Source organism: Bacillus jepli (genome assembly GCF_047238305.1).
GTDB lineage: Bacteria > Bacillota > Bacilli > Bacillales > Bacillaceae_L > Ferdinandcohnia.
Genome location: NZ_JBDFMO010000001.1, coordinates 532,074 through 555,282 on the forward strand (window position 1 = coordinate 532,074; position 23,209 = coordinate 555,282).

Annotated in this window: 25 protein-coding genes and 1 pseudogene; 8 read left to right on the plus strand and 18 right to left on the minus strand. The window is 37.9% G+C overall.

The features are described from left to right. Entirely contained in the window at positions 1-1,206 is a 1,206-nt protein-coding gene (locus ABC371_RS02615; RefSeq protein WP_412895449.1) for an MFS transporter, read from the plus strand. A 41-nt stretch (positions 1,207-1,247) separates the two neighbouring features. Here ABC371_RS02615 and ABC371_RS02620 read toward each other — a convergent pair whose 3' ends face one another. From ABC371_RS02620 to ABC371_RS02630, 3 genes and pseudogenes are all read right to left on the minus strand, one after another. Further along, the gene (locus tag ABC371_RS02620) at positions 1,248-1,901 is read right to left on the minus strand and encodes a TetR/AcrR family transcriptional regulator (protein ID WP_412895450.1); all 654 of its coding nucleotides are present in this window, start codon (positions 1,899-1,901) and stop codon (positions 1,248-1,250) included. A gap of 19 nt (positions 1,902-1,920) precedes the next feature. Beyond that, a pseudogene (locus ABC371_RS02625) lies at positions 1,921-2,982 on the minus strand (ABC transporter permease). Beyond that, positions 2,979-3,704 (minus strand): ABC transporter ATP-binding protein, encoded by a 726-nt coding sequence (locus tag ABC371_RS02630; protein ID WP_412895451.1) that lies wholly within the window; start codon positions 3,702-3,704, stop codon positions 2,979-2,981. Before ABC371_RS02630 ends, ABC371_RS02625 begins: the two are co-directional and overlap by 4 nt. 195 nt (positions 3,705-3,899) lie before the next feature. On the opposite strand from ABC371_RS02630, the gene ABC371_RS02635 reads away from it, so the two are divergent. Beyond that, a complete protein-coding gene (locus ABC371_RS02635; RefSeq protein ID WP_412895452.1) occupies positions 3,900-4,172 on the plus strand; it encodes a phage holin family protein in 273 nt (90 codons plus the stop codon). 119 nt (positions 4,173-4,291) lie between these two features. On the opposite strand, the gene ABC371_RS02640 is transcribed toward ABC371_RS02635, so the two are convergent. The 3 genes from ABC371_RS02640 to ABC371_RS02650 form a co-directional block, all read right to left on the minus strand. Continuing rightward, positions 4,292-5,008 carry a class I SAM-dependent methyltransferase gene (locus ABC371_RS02640; protein ID WP_412895453.1) on the minus strand — a complete coding sequence of 239 codons (717 nt, stop codon included), beginning with the start codon at positions 5,006-5,008 and terminating at the stop codon, positions 4,292-4,294. 18 nt (positions 5,009-5,026) lie between these two features. Beyond that, a complete protein-coding gene (locus tag ABC371_RS02645; RefSeq protein ID WP_412895454.1) occupies positions 5,027-5,308 on the minus strand; it encodes a YppG family protein in 282 nt (93 codons plus the stop codon). Positions 5,309-5,395: 87 nt separating this feature from the next. Continuing rightward, complete coding sequence (locus tag ABC371_RS02650; protein WP_412895455.1) at positions 5,396-5,656, minus strand: hypothetical protein; 261 nt, start codon at positions 5,654-5,656, stop codon at positions 5,396-5,398. A gap of 215 nt (positions 5,657-5,871) precedes the next feature. Here ABC371_RS02650 and ABC371_RS02655 point away from each other — a divergent pair, with 215 nt between their 5' ends. Then, on the plus strand, positions 5,872-6,309 hold the full coding sequence (locus ABC371_RS02655) for a GNAT family N-acetyltransferase (RefSeq protein WP_412895456.1): 438 nt from the start codon (positions 5,872-5,874) through the stop codon (positions 6,307-6,309). A 77-nt stretch (positions 6,310-6,386) separates the two neighbouring features. Here the strand turns inward: ABC371_RS02655 and ABC371_RS02660 are convergent, their stop codons facing one another. Genes ABC371_RS02660 through ABC371_RS02670 form a run of 3 tightly spaced genes read right to left on the minus strand, consistent with a single transcriptional unit; the run spans position 6,387 to position 8,394 of the window. Next, a complete protein-coding gene (locus tag ABC371_RS02660; protein ID WP_412895457.1) occupies positions 6,387-6,803 on the minus strand; it encodes a hypothetical protein in 417 nt (138 codons plus the stop codon). Positions 6,804-6,845: 42 nt separating this feature from the next. Then, the gene (locus ABC371_RS02665; protein ID WP_412895458.1) at positions 6,846-7,316 is read right to left on the minus strand and encodes a hypothetical protein; all 471 of its coding nucleotides are present in this window, start codon (positions 7,314-7,316) and stop codon (positions 6,846-6,848) included. Between the two features lie 19 nt (positions 7,317-7,335). After that, complete coding sequence (locus ABC371_RS02670) at positions 7,336-8,394, minus strand: LLM class flavin-dependent oxidoreductase (protein ID WP_412895459.1); 1,059 nt, start codon at positions 8,392-8,394, stop codon at positions 7,336-7,338. Positions 8,395-9,248: 854 nt separating this feature from the next. Between ABC371_RS02670 and ABC371_RS02675 the strand changes: the two genes are divergently transcribed. Next, positions 9,249-9,611 carry a hypothetical protein gene (locus ABC371_RS02675; RefSeq protein WP_412895460.1) on the plus strand — a complete coding sequence of 121 codons (363 nt, stop codon included), beginning with the start codon at positions 9,249-9,251 and terminating at the stop codon, positions 9,609-9,611. Positions 9,612-9,704: 93 nt separating this feature from the next. Here the strand turns inward: ABC371_RS02675 and ABC371_RS02680 are convergent, their stop codons facing one another. From ABC371_RS02680 to ABC371_RS02700, 5 genes are all read right to left on the minus strand, one after another. Further along, complete coding sequence (locus ABC371_RS02680) at positions 9,705-10,532, minus strand: hypothetical protein (RefSeq protein WP_412895461.1); 828 nt, start codon at positions 10,530-10,532, stop codon at positions 9,705-9,707. Beyond that, positions 10,519-11,046, minus strand: a complete 528-nt coding sequence (locus ABC371_RS02685) for an RNA polymerase sigma factor (RefSeq protein ID WP_412895462.1) — start codon at positions 11,044-11,046, stop codon at positions 10,519-10,521. The genes ABC371_RS02680 and ABC371_RS02685 overlap by 14 nt, the downstream gene beginning before the upstream one ends. A gap of 277 nt (positions 11,047-11,323) precedes the next feature. Then, positions 11,324-12,397 carry a branched-chain amino acid aminotransferase gene (locus tag ABC371_RS02690; RefSeq protein WP_412895463.1) on the minus strand — a complete coding sequence of 358 codons (1,074 nt, stop codon included), beginning with the start codon at positions 12,395-12,397 and terminating at the stop codon, positions 11,324-11,326. A 183-nt stretch (positions 12,398-12,580) separates the two neighbouring features. Beyond that, positions 12,581-13,567 carry a Gfo/Idh/MocA family protein gene (locus ABC371_RS02695; RefSeq protein WP_412895464.1) on the minus strand — a complete coding sequence of 329 codons (987 nt, stop codon included), beginning with the start codon at positions 13,565-13,567 and terminating at the stop codon, positions 12,581-12,583. A gap of 111 nt (positions 13,568-13,678) precedes the next feature. Next, positions 13,679-15,358 carry a methyl-accepting chemotaxis protein gene (locus ABC371_RS02700; RefSeq protein ID WP_412899253.1) on the minus strand — a complete coding sequence of 560 codons (1,680 nt, stop codon included), beginning with the start codon at positions 15,356-15,358 and terminating at the stop codon, positions 13,679-13,681. A gap of 246 nt (positions 15,359-15,604) precedes the next feature. On the opposite strand from ABC371_RS02700, the gene ABC371_RS02705 reads away from it, so the two are divergent. Continuing rightward, on the plus strand, positions 15,605-16,384 hold the full coding sequence (locus ABC371_RS02705) for an ABC transporter ATP-binding protein (protein ID WP_412895465.1): 780 nt from the start codon (positions 15,605-15,607) through the stop codon (positions 16,382-16,384). Between the two features lie 226 nt (positions 16,385-16,610). On the opposite strand, the gene ABC371_RS02710 is transcribed toward ABC371_RS02705, so the two are convergent. Next, positions 16,611-17,111, minus strand: coding sequence for a cupin domain-containing protein (locus tag ABC371_RS02710; protein WP_412895466.1), 501 nt, complete (start codon positions 17,109-17,111; stop codon positions 16,611-16,613). A gap of 229 nt (positions 17,112-17,340) precedes the next feature. Here ABC371_RS02710 and ABC371_RS02715 point away from each other — a divergent pair, with 229 nt between their 5' ends. Further along, positions 17,341-17,508: a hypothetical protein gene (locus tag ABC371_RS02715; RefSeq protein WP_165439160.1), complete on the plus strand. Its 168-nt coding sequence runs from the start codon at positions 17,341-17,343 to the stop codon at positions 17,506-17,508. Positions 17,509-17,553: 45 nt separating this feature from the next. Here ABC371_RS02715 and ABC371_RS02720 read toward each other — a convergent pair whose 3' ends face one another. Next, complete coding sequence (locus ABC371_RS02720; RefSeq protein WP_412895467.1) at positions 17,554-18,756, minus strand: ornithine--oxo-acid transaminase; 1,203 nt, start codon at positions 18,754-18,756, stop codon at positions 17,554-17,556. 317 nt (positions 18,757-19,073) lie between these two features. On the opposite strand from ABC371_RS02720, the gene ABC371_RS02725 reads away from it, so the two are divergent. Then, positions 19,074-20,486, plus strand: coding sequence for a sigma-54 interaction domain-containing protein (locus ABC371_RS02725; RefSeq protein WP_412895468.1), 1,413 nt, complete (start codon positions 19,074-19,076; stop codon positions 20,484-20,486). Positions 20,487-20,667: 181 nt separating this feature from the next. Then, entirely contained in the window at positions 20,668-21,282 is a 615-nt protein-coding gene (locus ABC371_RS02730) for a hypothetical protein (protein WP_412895469.1), read from the plus strand. Positions 21,283-21,377: 95 nt separating this feature from the next. On the opposite strand, the gene ABC371_RS02735 is transcribed toward ABC371_RS02730, so the two are convergent. Together ABC371_RS02735 and ABC371_RS02740 are read right to left on the minus strand one after the other, a co-directional pair. Further along, entirely contained in the window at positions 21,378-22,523 is a 1,146-nt protein-coding gene (locus ABC371_RS02735) for a trans-sulfuration enzyme family protein (RefSeq protein WP_412895470.1), read from the minus strand. Positions 22,524-22,645: 122 nt separating this feature from the next. After that, entirely contained in the window at positions 22,646-23,209 is a 564-nt protein-coding gene (locus tag ABC371_RS02740) for a hypothetical protein (protein WP_412895471.1), read from the minus strand.

Sequence of the window (23,209 nt, forward strand, 5' to 3'; positions counted from 1 at the left end):
TTGGATAATCAAAAACTGTGGACGAAGGATTTTATTATCGTTTCCTCCATCAATTTTTTCTTAACATTTATTTTTTACCTATTAGTTGTCATCATTGCGGTTTATGCAGTCGATGAATATGGTGCTTCTACGAGTCAGGCGGGACTTGTCACCGGAATTTTTATTGTCGGAACACTTATTGGCCGCCTATTTATAGGACGTTACATCGATCTGATTGGTCGAAAAAAGACATTATTTATTGGTTTAATTTTATTTATCATCACGACCTTCTTATACTTCGTACATGCCGGAATCACTTTTCTTCTTATCAATCGCTTCATTCATGGGATTACACTCGGTATCGCAAGCACCGCAACAGGTACAATTGTTGCACAGATCATTCCACCTAAACGCAGAGGTGAAGGAATTGGTTACTTCAGTATGAGTGCAACATTAGCAACAGCAATCGGTCCATTTATTGGTTTGTTTATGTCTCAGCATACGAGCTACCCGGTTATCTTCGGATTATGTCTTGGGATTGGCGTCATAGGTCTACTCACTTCTTTCATTTTGTATGTACCACCAATTGAAAACACAACAAATCAAAATCAAGAGCAAAAAGGCTTCCGGGTTGCTAATTACGTGGAACCGAAGGCACTTCCAATCGCATTTGTTACATTTGCGATTTCACTTTGTTATGCAAGTGTTCTTTCATTCATCAATTTTTATGCGATTGAAATTGACTTAGTAACAGCGGCAAGCTTTTTCTTCCTTGTCTATTCAATTGCGGTTCTTGTTTCACGTCCTTTCACTGGACGCTTAATGGATATAAAGGGAGCAAACTATGTCATGTATCCAGCCTTTATTATCCTTGCAATCGGAATGTTTCTTTTAAGCATCGCTCATAACAGCGTCACACTTCTTATTTCTGGTGCGCTTATTGGGCTTGGATTTGGGAATATGCAATCATGCACGCAGGCTGTCGCGATCAAGTTAACCCCAGCACATCGCATGGGACTTGCAACTTCGACTTTCTATATCTTTTTAGATGCAGGTCTTGGATTTGGTCCTTATTTATTAGGTTTTCTCGTTCCGATAACCGGCTACAGCAAGCTTTATTCTATTTTAAGCATGGTTGCATTGGTGAGTATTTTTCTTTACTTTTTCATGCATGGAAAGAAAGAAACATCCAGTCGAAAAAAAACAACAACATCTATATCCATGTAAAAAGAAGCGATGCCCCGCGGATTTATTGGGCATCGCTTTTCTTAGATTCGGATTCCATCCATAACAAAACGGACAAGGTTTTCGGTTTCTTGTTCGATATCAAGTGTGTCGTGAGATGGTAAAAGAACAAAATGCGTAACAAGAAATCCACCAAATGTTGTCATAAACATTTTTAAAAGGGCATCTGTAGGTAGGTCCTTTATTTCACCACGGCTTTTAAAAAGTTCGAATGCATGTGCAGCACGTCTCATCACATTAGCAGAGAAATAGGGAAGAAATTCCTTCTTTAACTCTTCACTGTATAATAATTCCTTGACGATAATTCGAAAGATTTCTTGATTTTCACTGATAAATTCCATCCTGTTTTTGATGATCCTTCTTAAAAAATCTTCAAAATGAACAGTATCTTCGGTTAATACCTCTTTAAATACTTTCTCAGCCATTCCCGGTAAAGCTTCTTTTAAAAATGGAATGATCACCGACAGCAATAAATTATCCTTTGTACCATAATGGCGGAAAATGGTTCCTTCAGCTACCCCTGCAGCTTTTGCGATTTCACTTGTAGATGTATTGGCATATCCTTTGTCAGCAAACATTTTTATGGCTGTTTCAGCGATTTTCTGTTGCTTTTCAGTTGGTTTTTTGGATGTTTTTGTTTGTTCAATTATAGCATCTAATAGATTATCTTTAGACAAATCCCTTTCACTTCCTTCGTTACAATGCGCGGTATTTTTTCAACGCAAATACATTCAATATGATAAAAACAGTAGCGAATATGACTAATGCTAAAAGGTCCAAACTGATATCAGCGAATCCTAAGCCTTGGTACATTACTCCCTTTAATGCATCTGCTGCATAATAAATAGGCATGACTTTTGCAATGAGCTGAAGCCAATCTGCCATTCCCTCAAGAGGGAAAATTCCAGAGAAGAATATTTGTGGGATAATGACAATTGGAATAAATTGAATCATTTGAAATTCTGAAGCAGCAAATGCCGACAATAATATGCCTAATGATAAAGCAACTAAAGCTAACAATAAATTTATAAGGATGACAATCTAGATTGAGCCTACTAGCACAACATCTAACACGTGAATGGTAAAGAACACAACAATCACAGTTTGGATGATAGCAAAGATTCCAAAGCCAACTAAATAGGCAGTCACAATTTCTCCCCTTCGAATAGGTGTTGCCATCAATCTCTCTAGGGTGCCTGATGTTCTCTCCTTGAGCAATCCAATTCCTGAAATGAGAAATACAAAGAAGAATACGAAATAGCCAATCAAGATTGGACTAAGCACATCAAAAAATATCGTATCACTATTTCCGTACACATAGTTTGTTTCTAAATCAATTTTAGGAATGCTTCCGATTGAAGGTACCTGTTTTACTAATTTTTCCTGTGCCTGTGCGGCAAATACTTGATTCACCTTCATTTGTAAGGTTTTTGCGGTTGATGGATCACTATTTGTTAATGTGAGAATGACTTCGTTGTTTTCCATTTCAAGTAACCCATCGAGATTGTGATCGATTATGGTTTGTTTGGGATTACTGGATCGGCTGAATTCCTCAATTTGAATATCTACCTCTTTTAAAGCTGTAACCACTTTTTCATCAACCTCAACAACACCTAATGTAGGCTCTACAGTATCACCGTTAAACATAACGTACATAAGGGATAAGACTAAAAGTGGCGCAACAAATAATAATGCTAATGTTCGCTTATCACGAAGAAGCTGCTGAAAGATTCTTTTAATAAGGGCGATGGTTCTCATTGTCTCACCCTCCCCGCCTGTAAAAATACTTCATCAAAATTACTTGCATGGTATGTTTCTTTCAATTCTGTCGGCGTACCTCTTGTTAAAATTCGACCATCACGGACCATTGCAATATAATCGCAACGATCTGCTTCTTCCATGACATGAGTAGTGACGATTATCGTTTTGCCCTCTTCCTTTTTTAAGCGAAATAGTTCATTCCAAATCGTCAGCCTTAGCTCTGGATCAATCCCAACAGTTGGTTCATCTAAAATAAGAATTTGGGGGTTTTGAATTAAGGCGATGGCAAGTGACAAACGGCGTTTCATCCCACCAGAATAGGTAGAGACCTTTTTATTTAGGTCATCCGTTAGATTAACGAATTTAGCTGTATACGCAATTCGTTCTTTTGTTTCGGTTCGATTTAATTTATAAAGTGAAGCAAAAAATGCGAGATTTTCCTTCCCCGTTAGCTCTGTATAGAGTGCATCAGATTGGGCCATATAGCCAATATCCTGCAGCAATTCTAAATTCGGCATTTTCTTCCCTAATACTTGAATGAATCCAGCGTCAGGTGAATCCATCCCAACAATCATTTTCACTAATGTCGTTTTACCCGCCCCTGAAGGACCTATAAATCCATAAATCGTTCCTTCCTCGATGGTAAGGTCGATTTCGTTTAACACAACTTTTTTACCAAAGCTTTTACTTACCTTTTCAATTTCCACCGTATTAATCATTAAACTACCTCCCTTTTACCTTCATCCCTACTAAGGATCTTATACGCAACAAAAAAGTGAGTGATTACTCACATTATCACCCTTGATTTTATTTTAGTCAATAAAAAATGAGTATTCACTCACAAAAATATTTTTACAAGTAGGATATACGAACAAGCACTTTGTTCTTCTCGTTCATACGATGCATGAAAGGAGGTGACAACCTTGGACTTGCTACAATTTTTAAATGAAAATTATTATATGTTGGTCCCTGTGTTATGGGTAATTGGATTTTTCTTAAAACAAACGCCTACTATTCCGAATTGGTCGATTACATGGATCTTATTAGGGGTTTCCTTAGTAGGAGGTGCCGTTTTATTTGGATTTACAGCAGAAGCAGTCTTCAATGGAGTCATTGCAGCTGGTGTTGCAGTTTTTGGGCATCAAATGGTAAAACAAACCGCAGAAGCAATGGAAAGGAAAAAATAACACACTCTTAAGCATTTATTCAATTTATGAACGAAAGAAAATCCTTTCTCTTGTAGTAAATATAAATCGCCTCACACAAATAACGCTTGGTTTTCCAAGCGTTTTCTCGTGATAGGGAATTAGACCGTACACCTATATACTCTAAAGTTTAATTTATCTTTGTATTTACTTACGATTTCTTGGTGCTGTGCAATAATTTCATGATGTTTTTCATTGATTTGTTTTGAAAGCATAAAATCATTTGCATACATAATGTCTTCTGGAACAAAATGATGACTGTGTTTTTCAACTGTTACATTGCGAAAGCCTGATTTTTGAAAATAATGACGCCAGTCTGCCTCGGTTAATAAATCGGACACACCATAAAAGTCACAAATAAACTTTTTTTCCTTTTCTGTGAAGGAATGTGGTTCAACTGTCATTTCAATCGCCAATAATACACCATTTGGCTTTAGTACCCTTTTATATTCTGTAAGGCTAGTAGGAATATTGGTAAATGCTGTCACGGACTCCGAGAGAATAAAATCGAAAATCCCATTTTCAAAAGGCAATTTTTCAGTCCGCCCTTTAACGACATTGATTGGTAAACTCAAAGATTGAAATCTTTGTTTGGCCTTATTCACCATCACTTTATTGATATCTACTGCTGTTATGTTGCACTTATATTGCATGAAAATGAATGCTGCTGTTTGGCCGGTTCCACAGCCAACATCAAGTATAGCTGATTTACGATTTATTGTTTCCCTTTCTAATAGTTGCTTGGTAAGCTGTAATCCACCAGGGTGAGCCCCCCCAACTCCGTATGTCGCTAAACTATCGAGATATGTGTAGTTCATCTATACTCCACCTATTCTTTATTTTTTCAAAAACATGGACAGTAAGGGACTCATTTGACCATATATCTTTTTCATATGTCCCGCTGTAGTAGAGATCTTACTAAAATCAAGCTTTCCATCGGATGTTTGAAAATGGGACATTAGACTAGAAATATTTGATGGCTGCGAATTAGTGAATGGTCTTCGTGGTCTACCTATACTGTTGGGTCTAAATGGAACAGGTCGTCTTGGTCTTCCATACACCATTTTTTCATCTCCCCACTTTCTACAATTTTTTCGTTTTAATGAAAAAGTTATCATTGAAGGACAATCCTGTCTCAGTAGGAACGGGAAATGCCCTCCAACGTAATGTTCAGTTGCTTTTTACTAATCGTTAATCTTACTAACCTACCACCAGAGCGCCCCAACTAGGGCAATACCTGCAATCGCACCGATGGCAAGACCAGCTCCAAATCCACCCCATCCCCAGCCATAATAGCCGTAGCCATAGCCTCCAAAATTTCTTCGTGGACCAATTGGACGGAGATATACCCGGTCACCAGTTACACGATGAATAACTCCACGATGGACCCTTCCATCCCGCATTCTTATTTCAACAGCCCTTCCTCTGTATCTATGACACAAAGAATGATAATATCCGACAGACACGATACTTCACCCCCAAACCTGTTAGATAATTATCATCTTATGTGAGAATTTAAGTTTCGCAGAGGTCAGGTGTCCTAAGACAAGCGCGGAAATTTATCAAATGGTGAAGGACGTCATTCGATTTTTGGGATATGGGTTTTAGTCGTATAGGTATATTTTTCATATTCTCAGAATACAAACATAAATAATTGTATTTTTACAAGGGAGGGATAACAATGCAGATTCGAAGAGCCACTTACGATGAAACCCAAAGAATACTCAATCATTCTTTGGAGGTATTAAAAGAAGCTACGATGGGGCATGTTAAACAAAGGAAAAAGAAGGCATTAGAATTAATTTCACCATTTCTATCCAATGGAGGATATTACTTGATTTGTCTTGAAAACAATAGGGTCTTAGGCTGGATCGGAGTAGGTAGTTCAGTTGATATTAATACAGATGAAATGATTGGAATCATCCCTGAAATATATGTTCTGCCTAAGTATCGTAATAAAGGGATAGCTAAAATACTATGTAAAGAAGCTTTTACCTTTTTAAAAAGTGAAGGATTGAGTAAGGTTCAACTTAATGTATTTTCAGGAAACTACGCGAAAAAGTTATATGAAGATCTTGGTTTTAAAGAAGTGTCTACAATCATGGAACGAAAAATTTAAGAGTCATTTGATCTTCAAATCTGAAAGAAAGCGTAAATCCTCTACTCGGATTTACGCTTTCTTTTGTTTAATCTTCTCTATTGATTTCGGTACCAGACGAACCAACCTTTATCTTTGCTTTTTGATACAAAGATTTGACCATCTGATGCAACGTCACTTTTTCCTTCCCATCTAGGGAAATGTAAGGTTACTAACCAAGACTTATCCGCAACTTCTTGTCCACAATACTTGGAGGACATTTGATATTCCTTTGCTACCTTTTCATCTAATGGCTGTGCTGTAACGACTTCCCAGTCAGCATAGTGATTTAAGTAATCACCATCACCGAACGTACGAGGGACAATGGTTTCTAATGCCTTCAAGAGCTCATCCTTATAAATAATCGTGGTATTTTCTAGCTGGCCCACATTTGGACATTCCACATTCGATGCGGCACCGACATGGTATGGGAAAAAAATGACAAGAGTAAGCAGGGATATTACTATTTTTTTCATATGATTCACCTCAGGTAGTAATATCCCAATATTTTACATGAATTATTCATACAGATAATGATATTTTTTCCTTAGATCTGCTAAATCTTCTAGTAATAAATTTTTACTTTCCTCAATTTTCACAAGTTCTGTGTAGCTCTTTACTTGATTAATGGCTTCTTCAGCTTGACCTCTTTGATTTAGTAAGATATATGATCTTGCCAATGCTTCGTACCCATACCCTATATAAAATGGGGCTAACTCCACACTTTCACTAATTTCTACACAACGCTTTGCATAGTATAAGGCCTGTTCTCCGTTTTCAGCTACTGCATAAACCCGTGAAAGCTGCCAATATCCTATCGATAGATTTTGGTCGGTATGATCTGGTACCTGTGTCCAATGCCAAAACGAAGCATGACATAGGTGAATCATTTCCTCTGTTTCATTTTCTGTGCGTTCAGGTTTTTCAAGTAAGTCCCACACTTTGTTGAAGCATTCAGTTGCTAACTGCTTATGAGATAGATTACTCATTATATTCTCCTCTACATCCTTACTTCACTTCGTTTTCGGCTTCCCACTTTGCTACTTCTTCTCTAACGCGTGGTGCCACTTCTTTTCCTAATAGTTCGATGGAACGCATCACATCGTCGTGTGGCATTGTTCCAACAGGGCAATGCAACATAAAGCGAGTAACCCCTACATTTTTACGCAAGTGAATAATTTTATTGGCAACATATTCAGGGTCACCTACATATAATGCACCCTCAAAGCTTCGAGCAAAATCAAAGCTTTCACGAGTATATGGGCCCCAGCCACGCTCTTGGCCTAATTTACTCATCGCTTGTGCGGTTGATGGGAAGAATTTTTCTGCTGCTTCTTCCATCGTCTCTCCAACAAATCCATGAGAATGTGAGGCAACTGCTAATTTTGAAAAGTCATGACCGGCATGAGCAACGGCTCTCTTATATAATTCAACAAGTGGTGCAAATTGAACCGGTCTACCACCAATGATTGCTAACACTAATGGCAACCCTAATAATCCTGCACGAACAACTGATTCCTGGTTTCCACCACTTCCAATCCAGATTGGTAACGGATCTTGAACAGGTCGTGGATAAACTCCGCGATTATTGATAGACGGGCGATGTTTCCCTTGCCATGTTACTTTCTCTGACCTTTGAATGTGGAGCAATAAATCTAATTTTTCTTCAAAAAGCTCATCATAATCCTTTAAGTCATATCCAAAAAGTGGGAAGGATTCGATGAAGGATCCTCTTCCAGCCATGATTTCAGCGCGGCCATTTGAAATGGCATCAAGTGTTGCAAAGTCCTGGAACACGCGAACCGGATCTGCAGAAGAAAGCACAGTAACCGCACTTGTTAAACGGATTTTCTTTGTTTGTGACGCAGCCGCTGCAAGCACCATGGCTGGAGCTGAAGCCGCGTAATCCTCTCGATGATGTTCACCAACTCCGAAAATATCCAAGCCTACTTGATCCGCCAGCACAATTTCCTCTACAACTTCACGAATTCTTTGTGCATGACTGATGACCTCACCTGTTTGCGGATCCGGTGTTGTCTCCACAAAAGTACTAATTCCTATTTCCAATGTCTGTACCCCCAATTTTATGTATTTCTTACTTGTAACTGTTTATTAACTACCTCCATTATTTAATAATGTTGTTTTCGATGCAAATTTTTAGATTTTAATTTTGGCGAGTATGTTAATATGGGTGCGACCATGTTGTAATCGTACCTTCAATCGGTACAAGTGGAATCAATGAGGGTATGAATAAGCCTTATTTGTTCCATCAATCTCCACGAGTGCGTGCATCGAGGGTACGATTAGACCTTATTCGTTCCATCATTCACTACGAGTGCGTGCATCGAGGGTACGATTAGACCTTATTCGTTCCTTCAATCACTACGAGTGCGTGCAACGAGGATACGATTAGCCTTTATTCGTTCCTTCAATCACTACGAGTGGGAACAACGAGGGTACGATTAATCCTTATTCGTGCCTTCAATCTCCTGAGTGAGATCAACGAGGGTACGATTAGACCTTAATCGTTCCATCAATCACTACGAGTGCGTGCAACGAGGGTACGATTAGACCTTATTCGTTCCTTCAATCACTACGAGTGGGATCAACGAGGGTACGATTAATCCTTATTCGTGCCTTCAATCTCCTGAGTGAGATCAACGAGGGTACGATTAGACCTTAATCGTGCCTTCAATCGCCAGAGTAGAATCAGTGACGGTACGATTAACAAGTAATCATATCCTCAGCCTCAAAAAGTGGGCACAGCAAGGGTATGATATATCAAAATTAACATTCATAAATCTACTAAAATGGAATATAATAGAATATATGTAAAACTTTTAACTGTTTTGTATATAAAATATCTTAAAGGATTCTTTTATACTAGATTCAGATACCCATTTTAGTAGGAGTGATGAAAAATGCAATTAGTTCCTGAAAAACTGCGCGAACCACTCTCACATTTTAAATTCCGCATATTTGAAACAGAATCTCTCAGCACATTTTTCTCGACCTTCAAACTTAAAAGCTGTTTCCTACTTCTACTTTCACCTATTGGATTAGGAGCATCTGCCTATGTTGCTCAAATGTCGTTTGGAGTTGAATCACTCGGCACTTCGGTCGGTTTGTTTTTATTAAGTCTATTAGTCTTGTTACCTTGGACTTTAGTACCTATCACCTTTCTGTTTACAAGCTTCCATTCAAAAACATGGCAACGAATCCTATCGTGGACATATGTAGGTTTGCTCATTGCTTCTTATATTTATTGGTTGGTTTTCTTTTAGAATACAAGGCTTTAGCATAAGTACATTTCTTCATAATTTCTATTAATATTTGCTACAACCAAAAAGACCGTCTAAATGACGGTTCTTTTTAGGCTATCTTTTTAGAATTTGTTTTAATGATTTTTCAACAAATGTATATGCAGCCTCTTCAGTTACATTTTTTACAGGGAAGTTGTATACATAAACTGCATTATTTAGTTTAAAGCTGAAGTGGTATGCTTTGTCGTTAAGTGGTAATCCCGTATCAACTACTCTGTACTTAACAGTTTGGCCAGCTATTATTCTTTCTTCACCATACAAAACTGAATATATCAGGTCTTTTCGACTAGATTTTTCGGACATAATGGCAATGGTAACTTCGTATTTTTCCGCTTTTAGAAAATCACCGTAAATAACCTCATAAGGTGCTAATTTAGGTCGTCCCTGTTCTTTTAATCGCTCGAATTCTGCTGCATCAGCTTGGTCCGCTTCTATGGTACTATAACCAATAATAGCTGCTCCGTGCTTTCGTTCTAGTACCTCTCCTTCTTCCGTGCTAGTTGTTTCCATAATAAACATAGCTGTTCTCAATGGAAGATTCTCATGATATGGAATGTACACAGGTGTTTGTAATACATCTGATATTTGCTTTTCAATATCAGTATATGAAGATGGAACCTTTACGTTTTCTTGACCTATCTTACCTTCCTCTGAAAGGATAACTTTGCTTACTAGGAAGTATCCTCCAATAAATAATAATATTCCAGCTAAAATGACATTGAATATTGGACGTATGTGCCACCTTATTTTCCTACGATCTGATTTTTCTACAGATTCTAACATCTTCAGGTGGATTTCACTCTTCTCTTGAGCTGTTAATTTGATATTTTGAAAACTTTTTAAAGCACCATCGTATATCGTTTCTTCTTCAGATAGTTTCATGCTCATAGCCCTCCTTAATCATTTGTTTTCTTAAGGCTTCTAATGCTCTGAACAAAGTAGTTTTCACTTTAGATTCGGTCCAATTTAATATTTCAGCTGTTTCACGGATGTTTAGTTCTTCTATTTTCCTTAAAATGATTACCTCACGATACGCCCTTTTTAGCTTTTGAAGCGAACGATAAAGCTGTTCTTCACTTTCCCCTAACTGTATTACTTTTTCTGGAAGATAGTCATTTGTTGCAATAGAAGCGTAAGTATTGACGATAAATCGTAACGGCTTCCTTTTTCGTATTTCGTCGATGGTCGTGTTATGTGCAATTCGATACAACCAATTTTTTTCGCTTGCTTCCCCTCTAAAACTTTCCATGTACTTGAATGCCTTAATAAAGGTATCGTGTGTTATATCTTTTGCTAGCTCCTGTTCAGCAGTCAGCATTAAAACATATCGATATATATCAACACTATATTTGAAGTACCATTCATTTAACTTTTCTAATGAGCTATCTTCTCCCACTCACTTCACCACCTGTTTAAATCGAATTCTTACTTAAAATTGTTTGCCTTAAAGACGTAACAAGATATAAAAAGTTACACTTTATTTACAAATATAGACAAACACAAAAAATCATTGTTATTTCTGTTCAGAAATACGCTGCTTTAATATTTTTTATATCTGCTAAAGAGAATAGCTTATTAGAATATGGAGTCAACCTTTTTGTTTAGTCAGACACTTTTCCAATGTCAAAAAAAAATAGTGCCTACCCCATCGGGTAAACACTATTTTTAACATTTTATAGTTTTACAGTCCATCCAAACACGTCTTCTGCTGTTCCGTTTTGAATGCTGGTAATGGTGTCATATAATTTTTTCGATAACGCGCCTGTTTCACCATTGTTAATGACCAGTTTTTCATTATTATAGAAAAGCTCACCAACCGGGGAGATTACAGCAGCTGTTCCAGTTCCGAAGACTTCTTCAAGAATACCTTCATTATAAGCCTCTTGGATTTCGCTAATCGAAATTCTGCGTTCTGTTACAGGGATGTTCCAGTATTTTAAGAGTTCAATAATTGACTTACGAGTGATTCCATCTAGAATACTACCGTTTAATGCAGGCGTAATTACTTCTCCGTTAATTTTAAAGAAGATATTCATGCTGCCTACTTCTTCAATATATTCTCTCTCTCTACCGTCAAGCCATAATACTTGGGAGTATCCATTTTCACCTGCAATTTCTGATGCCAATAAACTTGCAGCATAGTTACCAGCTGTTTTTGCATCACCTGTTCCACCTGCAACTGCACGAACAAACTTATTCTCTACTGCAATTTTTACAGGATTGATACCTTCTTTATAATAAGAGCCTACTGGGGATAAGATAATCATTAATTTATAGTTTTTAGCCGGATCGACGCCAAGATGTGCTTCCGTAGCAATCATAAATGGACGGATATACAAGGAAGTACCAGGAAGATTTGGAACCCAATCTCTATCGATTTCAATAAGCTTCTTCAAAGCATGAAGGGCAAATTCTTCGTCAAACTGCGGCATAACTAAGCGCTGGTTAGACTTATTGAATCTCTTCATGTTCTGATCCGGTCTGAATAATAAAATTTCCTCGTCCTTTGTACGATAGGCTTTTAATCCTTCAAATACGGATTGACCATAATGAAAAACAGTCGCTGCAGGATCTAATGGAATAGATTGATACGGGACAATACGAGCATCGTGCCATCCGCTTCCTTCTGTGTAATCCCACATAAACATATGGTCAGTGAAGCTTGTTCCAAACACCAATTGGTCAAATGGAGGAATCTCTTTCTTCTGAGTTGTAAGGGTGATGTCAAGTTTAAAATCTGTCGTCATGTTAATCCCAGCTTTCGTTTGATATAAATCTTTAGTAATAATCGAAATCTTATATTATTCTGATAATAATATCAACTATTTTATCATAATCTTATGAAAAATGGACCATGCAACTTATACATTTCAAAGAATTTTTTGGAAACAATCAAATGGCGACCGATTAACCGGACGCCTTTCGTCTTTTTATTTAGCTGAATAATACCCTTTTACCATTTCGCCCATTACCCAATTTGTTCGTGCACCCGATTCACCAGTGCTTGTGCAAACTCCACTTTTACCTGTCAATTCTGCTACAATGGTTTCCACAAGTGGTTGGTGAACATGCTGAGGGCGCTCAAAACTCCACTCTTCTGTACCGTTCGCAGTTGTTAACAAAATTGGCTCATTTCCGAAAGTAGAGAATGTAATTTTTCCTTTGCTACCTACGATTTCATTCATATCCTCTTCTTGAAATGCGGTAAAACACCAATTGCCAACACCATGAATTCCAGATTCAAATAAATAGGTACCCGTTACAATATCTTCCGCTTTGTAACGACCGCCATGATTTGAAGCAAATCCGTGTACTTCCTTAATCGGTCCTAGCAAGAAATCTAATATATCTAGGGTATGGCTTCCTAAATCAAAGAATAATCCCCCACCTGAAATTTTTGGTTGTACTCGCCATGGCAAAGCATTTGGATCTTCAGTTGCCATCCGGTATTGTGTGGTTGATACAAATCGTACTTCCCCTACCGCTCCATTCTCCAGCAACTCTTTTATTTTTAAAAATCTTTGTTGTGCTCTACGATAGTAGGCGACATATAATGGAACATTTGCCTCTTTACAGGCTTCAATCATTTCTACACATTCCTCATAATTTAGTGCCATTGGCTTTTCAACGTACACGGGCTTGCCAGCCTGTGCAGCCTTCAGTGTATATTCTTTATGAGATCCCGGCGGTGTTGCAATATAAATAGCATCCACATCTGGGTCTTGAATTAGCTCATCTGCATTGTCATACCATTTCGGCACATGATGTCTCACAGCATAATCCTTCGCTAATTCACCTGTTCTTCGCATCACCGCAACCAACTCAGAATTCGCGACTTTTTGAAATGCAGGACCACTCTTCACTTCAGTCACGTTTCCACAACCAATAATTCCCCAACGAACCTTTTTATAAGCCATAACCGAAACTCTCCTATCAAAAACGTTATATAAAAAGTATACATCAAAAAGTCCCGCTAGCACAAAAGGCCATTCGACAAGAAAATTTGTCGAATGACCTGAACTTTTACATTACTTAACGTTAAAACGCTGAGTGATTTCTGATAGTGATTTTGACAGGTTATGAAGTCTTTTACCCACTCTATTTGTATTTTCCATTTGTTGAACTTGACTCTCACTAAAAGCTAACATCTCTTCGGCGCTCGCTAATGTCTCTTGTGACACAGATGAGAATTGCGTAACAGATTGCTGTAGTTCTGGAACAATGCTCTCGAGGCCTGTTAATTCTTCCTGCATAACTTCAATGTTTCCACTTACTTCATAAATCCCTTGCATTAACTCATTAATGGAGATTTTAGAATCATTCGCCAATTGAAGATTGGAATTAATTTGGATCAGCATTTGGTCAAATTCCTTTGAAGCAAGTAATGTAATAGACTCCATTTTTCCGATTGCAGTTGAAATTTCATCTGTCGCTTTCGTTGATTGCTCTGCAAGTTTCTGAACCTCTTGTGCGACGACGGCAAAGCCTTTCCCGGCTTCACCAGCACGTGCTGCTTCAATCGTGGCATTTAATGCTAATAATTTGGTTTGTTTCGCTATTTCTGTTACTAATTCAACAAGTGATGTAATCTCGAGTGAATAGTCTTTCACTTCTCGGATGGTTTTGGTGAGACGGTTAAAGTCCCCTTCAAATGATTGGTTTGATGAAATCAACTGTCCTATATTTTTTCCACCGCGGTCAGCTGTAAGATTCATATCCTTTGAGCTATTGATGACAGTTTTCATGTTTGTCATGATATCCTCTATCCGAGTTGACATCGTCCTGAAGCTGATGGCACTCTCCTCAGAGCTACTTGCTGTATGTTCTGCCCCTTGTCTTACTGTATCAATCGCTGAGATTAATTGATGACTAGATTCTAGAGCATCCTTAGATGAATCATTTAATTCATCACCCGTTGCTTCTAATTCTTTCGTTGACGTCTTCAATTCATTAAGCATACTTCTCATTTGATCAATCATGGCATTATAACTCTTATGCAATGAAGTAATTTCAGGAATCGTTGTACGTATATCGACTGAATGCTTGAGATTCCCATCCCTTACTTCTTTCATCGTATTTCGTAATGCACTTAAAGGCTTAACTATTGTTCGCACTAATAAAATAATCACAACCGTCATCACAATGATACTAACTGCCATTACAAGTAATGTAAAATAAGCCATTTGGTCGATCGGCCCTGTATAGGATTTCGTAGGGATGAGGATTCCATAAACTCCATCTATCTCCTTAATGTTAAGGAACGAGATTGTGTAATCTTCGCCATTAATCTTTTCATGAAGGACACCATTTTTGCGTTCAACAAGTTCTTTGATTGTTTTTTCTGAAAAATCCGGAATGGCATCTTTACTTACCTTGAAAGGGACTACTTCTTGGTTTTGAATAAAGAAAAACTCCGCCTCGATTCCATCTGCTTCAAGCTTCTTCTGCTGTACTCGAACATTCCCATTTAACTGCTGCATAAAATAATCGTAATCGTCTTTACCGACATAAACAAATTTTAAACTTTCTGCAATATAGCTCATAAACTCTGCTTCACGTACTAATCGATTTTCAATTGTTTCAATTGTCGTATCTTTTGCCTTTATGTATGAGACTGTTCCAACTGTCACTACAGATATCACGAGTAAAGAAACAAACAGGATAAATAATCGGGCACTCAAATTAATTCGTTGTAAAAATCCCTTCATGAACCGTTTTTTGCCGTTATTCTCTTTATCTAGCATTTTTTCTTTACGCAACCTTTTTCCCAAGTGTAGAACCCCCAAACTCCATGTCTTTTTACCTATATAAATAAAATTATAAACAAGCATTGTAAATTTCCTGTAAAGATTGTGTAAAGGGATTATATTTTGACCCATATTTTGTGAAACTTCACGGCTAACTTTTATCAGAATTATTTGATATTATTATTTTATACGTAAGGAGGGATTACAGTGGTTTTGGATTTAGTAGATGTTACACTTCGACGTGACAATGCGCTTATTCTACAACATATTAATTGGCAAATTGAGCAAGGGGAACATTGGGTACTATACGGTTTGAATGGTTCTGGAAAAACGGCATTATTGGATTTAATCAATGCCTACAATTTCCCTTCAAGTGGAACAGCAACAGTTCTGGGGTTTGAATTTGGAAAGGTGTATCTTGGTGAGGAACTTCGTAAGAATATTGGCTTTGTTTCCTCCTCTTTACAGCAAAAATTCTACCCGACTGATAACGCGTTCGAGGTTGTCTTAAGTGGAGCCTTCGCGTCCATCGGTTTGTATGAAATACCTACAGACAAAATGAGAGAAAAAGCAATTGGACTACTTGAGGAGCTTGGGTGTATCGGGTATGCAAATCGAGAATATGCAACTCTATCACAAGGTGAAAAACAACGAGTACTGATTGCGCGCGCATTAATGGCAAATCCATCGATTCTCATTTTGGACGAACCTACAAATGGGTTGGATTTTATTGCAAGAGAACAATTATTAGAATCAATTGAAAGACTCGCCCATAAAGGGGATTCGCCAACCATTATTTATGTCACCCATCATGTGGAAGAAATTCTTCCCGTATTTACGAAAACATTGCTTCTTAAAAATGGCGAAGTATTTGCTTCTGGCCAAACGAATCAAATCATTACAAGTGATATTCTTTCAAACTTCTTCAATCTCCCAGTTCATGTTCATTGGGAAGAGGACCGTCCTTATCTTGTCAAAGAAAAGTAAAAAACGCCTTCCCATTGTCGGGGAGGCGTTCTTCATATTATTGAAATATGGTTTCAAAACAATCTGTTTCATTTTGCAACATGCATTTCAAACAAATGTTTGTTTGGCGACCTAAGCCAATAGTATCAAGCACTTGAAAATTCAATCAAACGTTTGTTTAAATCGAATTCATCCATCTATATTTTAGCTGTTATATATCGAATAATGGCATTTTTACTATTCTACTCTATTTTTTCTCAAGCGCTAGCTTGCGTATCACTGTTTCATGCTGTGGATATTCCTTAAGTAGTTCCTCTTGTGTAAATAATTCAAAATCCTCAAATTCAAATCCAGGTGAAACCATACAACCTACAAGTGAGAATGTATTTTCTTCTTTAACCGAAGAGCCAAATATTGAATTTTTAGGCACGAGAACTTGCGGAACCTCTCCTTTGTCAAGATTAAGCCCAAGCTGCATTTCTTTGTATTCTCCTGACTCGTCAATGATATGGACTGTTAGAGAGCTACCACCATGGTAATACCAGAGCTCATCTGATTTTAATCGATGTAAATGGGATATATCCTCAGATCCTAGTAGAAAATATATACTCGTATACAATTTTCTTTGGTTATCCTGCTCCGTATCGACCATCACATCTGAAGCAAAAGTCTGCTTATAAAACCCTCCCTCTGGATGTGGCTCAAGCCCCAGATGTGATATGTAAAACTGCGCGTCTTTTTCGCTCATTGTTAAAACTCCCCTCAAATTAAAAATCTAGTATTAGTATATCAGTATATCCTAAATGCAAAAGAAGGAGCAGCCCTTGTTTTTTCTACGGTACTGGTTTGGTTCTCCCGCTTTTATCTAATATTAGGAGCTAAGTTCCACTTCCGCGTTTTTTCAGATAAAGTAAAATACATACAAAACACAGGAATGCAAAAACTACACTGGAAAGAATCTGAAAGGAGAAATGGATATGGGTCGTGGAAAAAGCTTTAACCATAAAGAAAAAGGCCATCCTGGCAACTTTCCAAAGAACAGCATTAGTGAGGAAAAAGACCACAGTCGACAATTTGAACAAATGGAAGGAATTGTGTCACATGAAGCTTTTAAAAACCGAGTAAAAGAGGACGAAATGCCTTAAGAAAACAAAAAGGATCAAAACAAAAAGTCTTGATCCTTTTTCATTCTATCCTAAAACCTTCACAATTCGTTCGATTGCCCAATCTAACTCTTCCTTCGTTACAATTAAAGGTGGAGCAAATCGGATGACCGTATCATGCGTTTCTTTACAGAGCAGGCCTTCTTGCTTTAAAGCCTCACAATATGGACGTGCTACTTCTGTTAGTTCAACTCCAATAAATAAACCGCGACCTCGTACCTCTCTAATCTTTGGATTTTTTATCTCTTTTAATCGGTCTAGAAAATAGTCGCCAAGTTCAAGTGAACGTTGAGCTAGATTTTCCTCTAATAATACATTCATTGAGGCTATGGACACCGCACAAGCCATTGGATTTCCACCGAAAGTAGATCCATGTGAACCCGGATTAAACACACCTAGTACATCCTTGTTTGCTACTACACAGGATATCGGAAACACACCACCACCTAATGCTTTCCCCAAAATATACATATCAGGTTCTACTCCGTCCCATTCACATGCAAACATTTTTCCGGAACGGCAAAGTCCAGCTTGAATTTCATCCGCAATAAAAAGAACTTGATTTTGTTTACAGACTTCATACGCTTCCTTGAGGAAACCTTCGGGTGGAATTATAATTCCAGCCTCACCTTGAATCGGCTCAATCAGAAATGCTGCTGTATGTTCAGTGATGGCATTCTTTAGCGCCTCAATGTCACCATAAGGAACAAGTTTAATTCCCGGTAGCATCGGACCAAATCCACGCTTATACTCTTCCTCTGATGATAAGGATACTGCCGTCATCGTCCGACCATGAAAATTCCCAATACAAGCGATGATTTCAGCTTGATTTTCTTGCACACCTTTAACATCATATGCCCATCTGCGAGCAGCCTTAATAGCTGTTTCAACAGCTTCTGCCCCCGTATTCATCGGAAGCGCCATTTCTTTATTGGTTAATTTACAAATTAATTCATACCAAGGACCGAGCTGGTCATTATGAAAAGCACGGGATGTTAATGTTACGCGATCTGCTTGTTCCTTTAAAGCTTGAATAATTTTAGGATGGCGGTGTCCCTGGTTAACCGCTGAATAGGCACTTAACATATCCATGTATTTGTTGCCTTCAGGATCTTCCACCCATACACCCTCTGCTTTTGAAATCACGATTGGTAGTGGGTGATAGTTGTTTGCTCCAAATTTTTCTGTTTGTTCAATGATTGCTTTTGAGTTTACTTTCGTTTGAGTCATCTATTTATCCTCCATTTTTCATTAGTCCATAAGAATAGCTTCCTACCATTTATCTTATGCAAAAATCATGCCAAACTTTTTGACGAATCAGCCATGCCGGCCTTAAAGCTGCATGTTGCTGAGGTTTCTCATGACCAAAAACAGTTTATGACTAGATAAAGAATTTAAGATATTTTCATATTAATTTGTAATACGCAAAATTCGTTTGCGACAGACTCGTTTTTATGCAAAATATCTTTTCGTTTCACTGTAAAAACGCAAAAAATATATGCGCTTTCATTTATTTCTTTTATAATAAAAGAAAAGGTGGAGATAACATGAAACAGGCTGAGCTATTAAAAAGAAAGGCGACTGAACAGTTGGTTAACGAAGTTGATGTTGGCATCCATGTTGTAGACATAGATGGAACAACCATCATCTACAATCAAAAGATGGCGCAAATTGAAGGAATGAACCAACATGATGTTTTGAATAAGAAACTTGTTGATGTATTTTCGTTTGATAAAAACGAAGACAGCACATTGCTCCAAGTACTTAAAAATGGTGAGCCTATAAAAAATGCAAAGCAGACGTATTACAATAATCGCGGTCAGGAAATTACCACTATTAACAACACCATTCCGATTATGGATGACCGAAAACGAATTGGGGCGATGGAAATTGCTCGTGATGTGACAAAACTAGAGAAACTCCTTCGTGAAAATATGAATCGAAGAAGTGATACACATTATACATTTGATAGCATCATAGGAAGTAGTGCTGCTCTCACAGAAGTCATTGAGGCTAGCAAGCGAGCAACTCGGACAAGCTCTTCTGTTCTCATCATTGGAGATACTGGAACTGGAAAAGAGCTTTTTGCCCAAAGTATTCACAATGGAAGCAACAGGTCCTCTGCTCCTTTCATCTCTCAAAATTGTGCTGCTTTACCGGATAGTTTAATTGAAGGCATCCTTTTTGGCACAAAAAAAGGAGCATTCACTGGGGCAATTGATCGCCCTGGCTTATTTGAGCAAGCAAATAGTGGGACTTTGCTTTTAGATGAGATCAACTCACTGAATCCAGCCTTACAAGCAAAGCTTTTGCGCGTTATCCAAGAAAAAACGGTCCGACGAGTTGGTGATACGAAAGATAAAAAAGTCGACGCCCGAATCCTTGCAACGATGAACGAGGATCCCATTGATGCCATCTCGGAAGGACGACTACGCAAGGACTTGTATTACAGACTAAGTGTTGTAACCCTGTTTATCCCACCACTCCGAAACCGGAAGGAAGACATTCGTGAGCTTGCGTACACCTTTGTGGAAAAATATAATCATCTATTTGGATTGAATGTGACGAAGATTGAGGATCGAGTATTACAGGTTTTTATGGAATACGACTGGCCGGGAAATGTTCGGGAGCTAGAGCATATTATTGAGGGAGCACTGAATGTTATCACCTATGAGAATACCATTTCCTATAATCATCTCCCCTTGCATTTTCGAAAAAAGACACATTCCAAACCAGAAATGGCAAATACATCAAACCCAAAAATCACAGAAATAACAGACATTCAACCGCTAGACAAATACATGGAAGAAATCGAAACCCTATACTTAAAACAATCCCTACAACAATGCAACTATAACATCACCAAAACAGCCGAAGCACTGGGGATGAGCCGCCAAAACCTCCAATACCGCCTAAAAAAATATGGGATCCAGAGGGACGGTTCTCCTGGTCCCTTGTAGCTGATTTTCTATAAAAACCATCATATTCCCGCATCAATATACAATTATTGCTCGGGAAATGAGTAGAAAAAGGTCGAACGCATAAATTATTGGTGAATAAAGGAAAGGCATGATAGATTTTGTAGGTACTATTTAAATAGATTAATATGATATATGATTATATAAAGGTTGGTGATCGTTGATGAAACAATATATCTGGTATGCAAGCTACGGATCTAATATAAACAGGGACCGGTTCCTTTGTTACATAAAAGGAGGAAGACCTAAGGGCTCTACCGAAACTGAGGTTGGTTGTAAGGATCCCTCATCTCCAATCGATGAAGGTATGTTTACCATTCCTTACCCATTGTATTTTGCGAAGGAAGCTGGGAGATGGGATTCAAAGGGTGTTGCTTTTATAGATGGAACCCCAAACGATGAAGCTGTAACCTATAGTAAAAAGTATTTGATCACGTCTGAACAGTTTCTCGATGTTCTGCAACAAGAGAACAGTGGACTTGAGTTTGATATTGATTTACAGAAGGTGAAGGAATCCGGGTCGATGGTTTTTCGCAAAAAAGCTTGGTATGGAAGAATCCTATATCTCGGTGATGACGGTGGCTATCCAATTTTTACGTTTACTGCCCCTTGGAATGCAGATGAAGTCACATTTAATAAACCTTCCATGGGATATTTGGAGACCATTATTACAGGTCTAAAAGAGGACAATTCAAACGAGGAAATCATACGTTATCTTGAGCAAAAACCGGGTATTAGGGGAAATTATACTACCGAAGAACTTACAAGGTTATTTTAGAAAAAAGGATGCTAATAGATATCCTTTTTGTGTTTATGAACATTTTGATTCCAATCAAATAAAGAGTATCCATTCTTCATGGATACTCTTGTTACTTATTTTAAAGATTTTTCAATTGCTTGTTCAAAGACGGAAATAATGTCCTCGTAATGCTCGATTCCTACAGAGATTCGCACAAGTTCATTTGTAATCCCCAATGCTTCCTGTGCTTCTGGCGGTAATGCACGGTGCGATGTTTTGAGAGGATGTGTTACAGTCGTCTCTACTCCAGCTAACGTTGGAACAAGTTTAACCCATCCGATTGACCTGAAAAACTTACTTACATCAACCGTTTTCGCAAGCTCTATAGATACCATTGCTCCAAAACCTGTGGATTCCTCCTCAAATGGATAATACACACGCGCAATATTCGCATTGTTACGTAACGCATCCGCAAGCTTACGAGCATTTGAAGATTGTACTTGCATGCGAACCGCTAATGTTTTTAAGCCACGAGTCGTTAGCCATGCTTCAAATGGGCTTACATTTGCACCTAAATTCGTAACTTTCGCACGCGCTTTTTCTACCAAATCTTCTCTTCCCACAACTACTCCAGCAGTTATATCACTATGTCCCCCAATATATTTAGTCGCACTATGTACGACAAGCTCTACACCAAGTTCATATGGGTTGCAATGGAATGGTGTAGCGAATGTATTGTCTACTACTGTAATTAAGTCGTTGCGTTTTGCAAGTTCCACAACTGCTGGTAGGTTTTCTACACGTAAAAGTGGATTTGTGATCGATTCAGTGTATAGCATTTTAGTATTAGGCTGGATTGCTTTTTCTACTAGTTCAAGGTCTCCAAAAGAAACAAAGGTTGTTTCAACTCCAAACTGTTTTAGCTCTTCATGTAAAAGGTGAAAACTTCCACCATACACATCGTCTGCTGCAACAATATGGTCTCCACTCTTCACGACAGAAAGGATGCCCGCTAAAATTGCAGATAATCCTGAAGATGTGGCAATCCCCGCTGGTGCACCTTCCACGGCTGCTACCATCTGGCCTAACTCATCCGGATTTGGATTTCCAATACGCGAATATAAATAATTTCCTTCACCTTGGTAATACCCTTCTAAATCCTCAAGGTTATCAAATGTAAAAGCGGATGTTTGATAAATGGGTGTAACTTTACTTCGAATTGGTAGATTGCCTTTTTTTACACTATGTATTAATTTTGTCTCAAATCGTTTTGTCAACATTTCCACCCTCTTTTTTGTCTATATTGCTATTATTCTGAACCTTAATTTTAGAGATGTCAAATGTAATCTTTTGAATTAAAAAGGGGGCAATCAACGAAAAAGAAGCCACAAAGCAGCTTCTTTTAACTATTCTTATATATTGATTGGTCAGTGAAATTATTATAAACCAGATAGATTAAAATACAAATTGCTGTTGTAATAAATCCCCAGCCCAGAGTGATTTGATCGATTACGAGGTAATTATTACATAATTGATTATTTATATTGATATATAATACACCCATACCTAAATACTTTACGGTAAAAAAGATAAACACAATGTTTTTGGCTCGATCAGTTAGCTTCTTCCAACTATCACGTAACGGTACACCCGCTAAGAAAGATAGACTTAAAAATTTCCACACTTCCATACTTGTAAAGTTTAATGTCTCGTCCATCGTTTTTGGTATTGTCCAATACACCATGATTACAATGAATAACAGAATTCCTGGTGTTCCATCTTGATTCCATTTTTCAAAAAAACTTGGGAAATTTTGTTGAAATAATTTTGCCATAAAAAATCCAGCAATTACGATTGATGGCATCTGCATATGCATATGGATAATCATGATAGACTCCAAGAGATTAGCAACCGGGGGAAGAGCTAATACGAATAAGAGTCCTAGTCCGATCAAAAATTGTTTCAT

Coding starts and splice junctions, on each gene's coding strand:
- ABC371_RS02630 (WP_412895451.1), bottom strand. CDS start 3,704: ATGATTAATACGGTGGAAATTGAAAAGGTAAGTAAAAGCTTTGGTAAA.
- ABC371_RS02695 (WP_412895464.1), bottom strand. CDS start 13,567: ATGGCTTATAAAAAGGTTCGTTGGGGAATTATTGGTTGTGGAAACGTG.
- ABC371_RS02735 (WP_412895470.1), bottom strand. CDS start 22,523: ATGTTGACAAAACGATTTGAGACAAAATTAATACATAGTGTAAAAAAA.
- ABC371_RS02675 (WP_412895460.1), top strand. CDS start 9,249: ATGCAATTAGTTCCTGAAAAACTGCGCGAACCACTCTCACATTTTAAA.
- ABC371_RS02710 (WP_412895466.1), bottom strand. CDS start 17,111: ATGAGCGAAAAAGACGCGCAGTTTTACATATCACATCTGGGGCTTGAG.
- ABC371_RS02655 (WP_412895456.1), top strand. CDS start 5,872: ATGCAGATTCGAAGAGCCACTTACGATGAAACCCAAAGAATACTCAAT.
- ABC371_RS02680 (WP_412895461.1), bottom strand. CDS start 10,532: ATGAAACTATCTGAAGAAGAAACGATATACGATGGTGCTTTAAAAAGT.
- ABC371_RS02730 (WP_412895469.1), top strand. CDS start 20,668: ATGAAACAATATATCTGGTATGCAAGCTACGGATCTAATATAAACAGG.
- ABC371_RS02715 (WP_165439160.1), top strand. CDS start 17,341: ATGGGTCGTGGAAAAAGCTTTAACCATAAAGAAAAAGGCCATCCTGGC.
- ABC371_RS02700 (WP_412899253.1), bottom strand. CDS start 15,358: ATGAAGGGATTTTTACAACGAATTAATTTGAGTGCCCGATTATTTATC.
- ABC371_RS02665 (WP_412895458.1), bottom strand. CDS start 7,316: ATGAGTAATCTATCTCATAAGCAGTTAGCAACTGAATGCTTCAACAAA.
- ABC371_RS02720 (WP_412895467.1), bottom strand. CDS start 18,756: ATGACTCAAACGAAAGTAAACTCAAAAGCAATCATTGAACAAACAGAA.
- ABC371_RS02660 (WP_412895457.1), bottom strand. CDS start 6,803: ATGAAAAAAATAGTAATATCCCTGCTTACTCTTGTCATTTTTTTCCCA.
- ABC371_RS02640 (WP_412895453.1), bottom strand. CDS start 5,008: ATGAACTACACATATCTCGATAGTTTAGCGACATACGGAGTTGGGGGG.
- ABC371_RS02725 (WP_412895468.1), top strand. CDS start 19,074: ATGAAACAGGCTGAGCTATTAAAAAGAAAGGCGACTGAACAGTTGGTT.
- ABC371_RS02690 (WP_412895463.1), bottom strand. CDS start 12,397: ATGACGACAGATTTTAAACTTGACATCACCCTTACAACTCAGAAGAAA.
- ABC371_RS02740 (WP_412895471.1), bottom strand. CDS start 23,209: ATGAAACAATTTTTGATCGGACTAGGACTCTTATTCGTATTAGCTCTT.
- ABC371_RS02645 (WP_412895454.1), bottom strand. CDS start 5,308: ATGATAACTTTTTCATTAAAACGAAAAAATTGTAGAAAGTGGGGAGAT.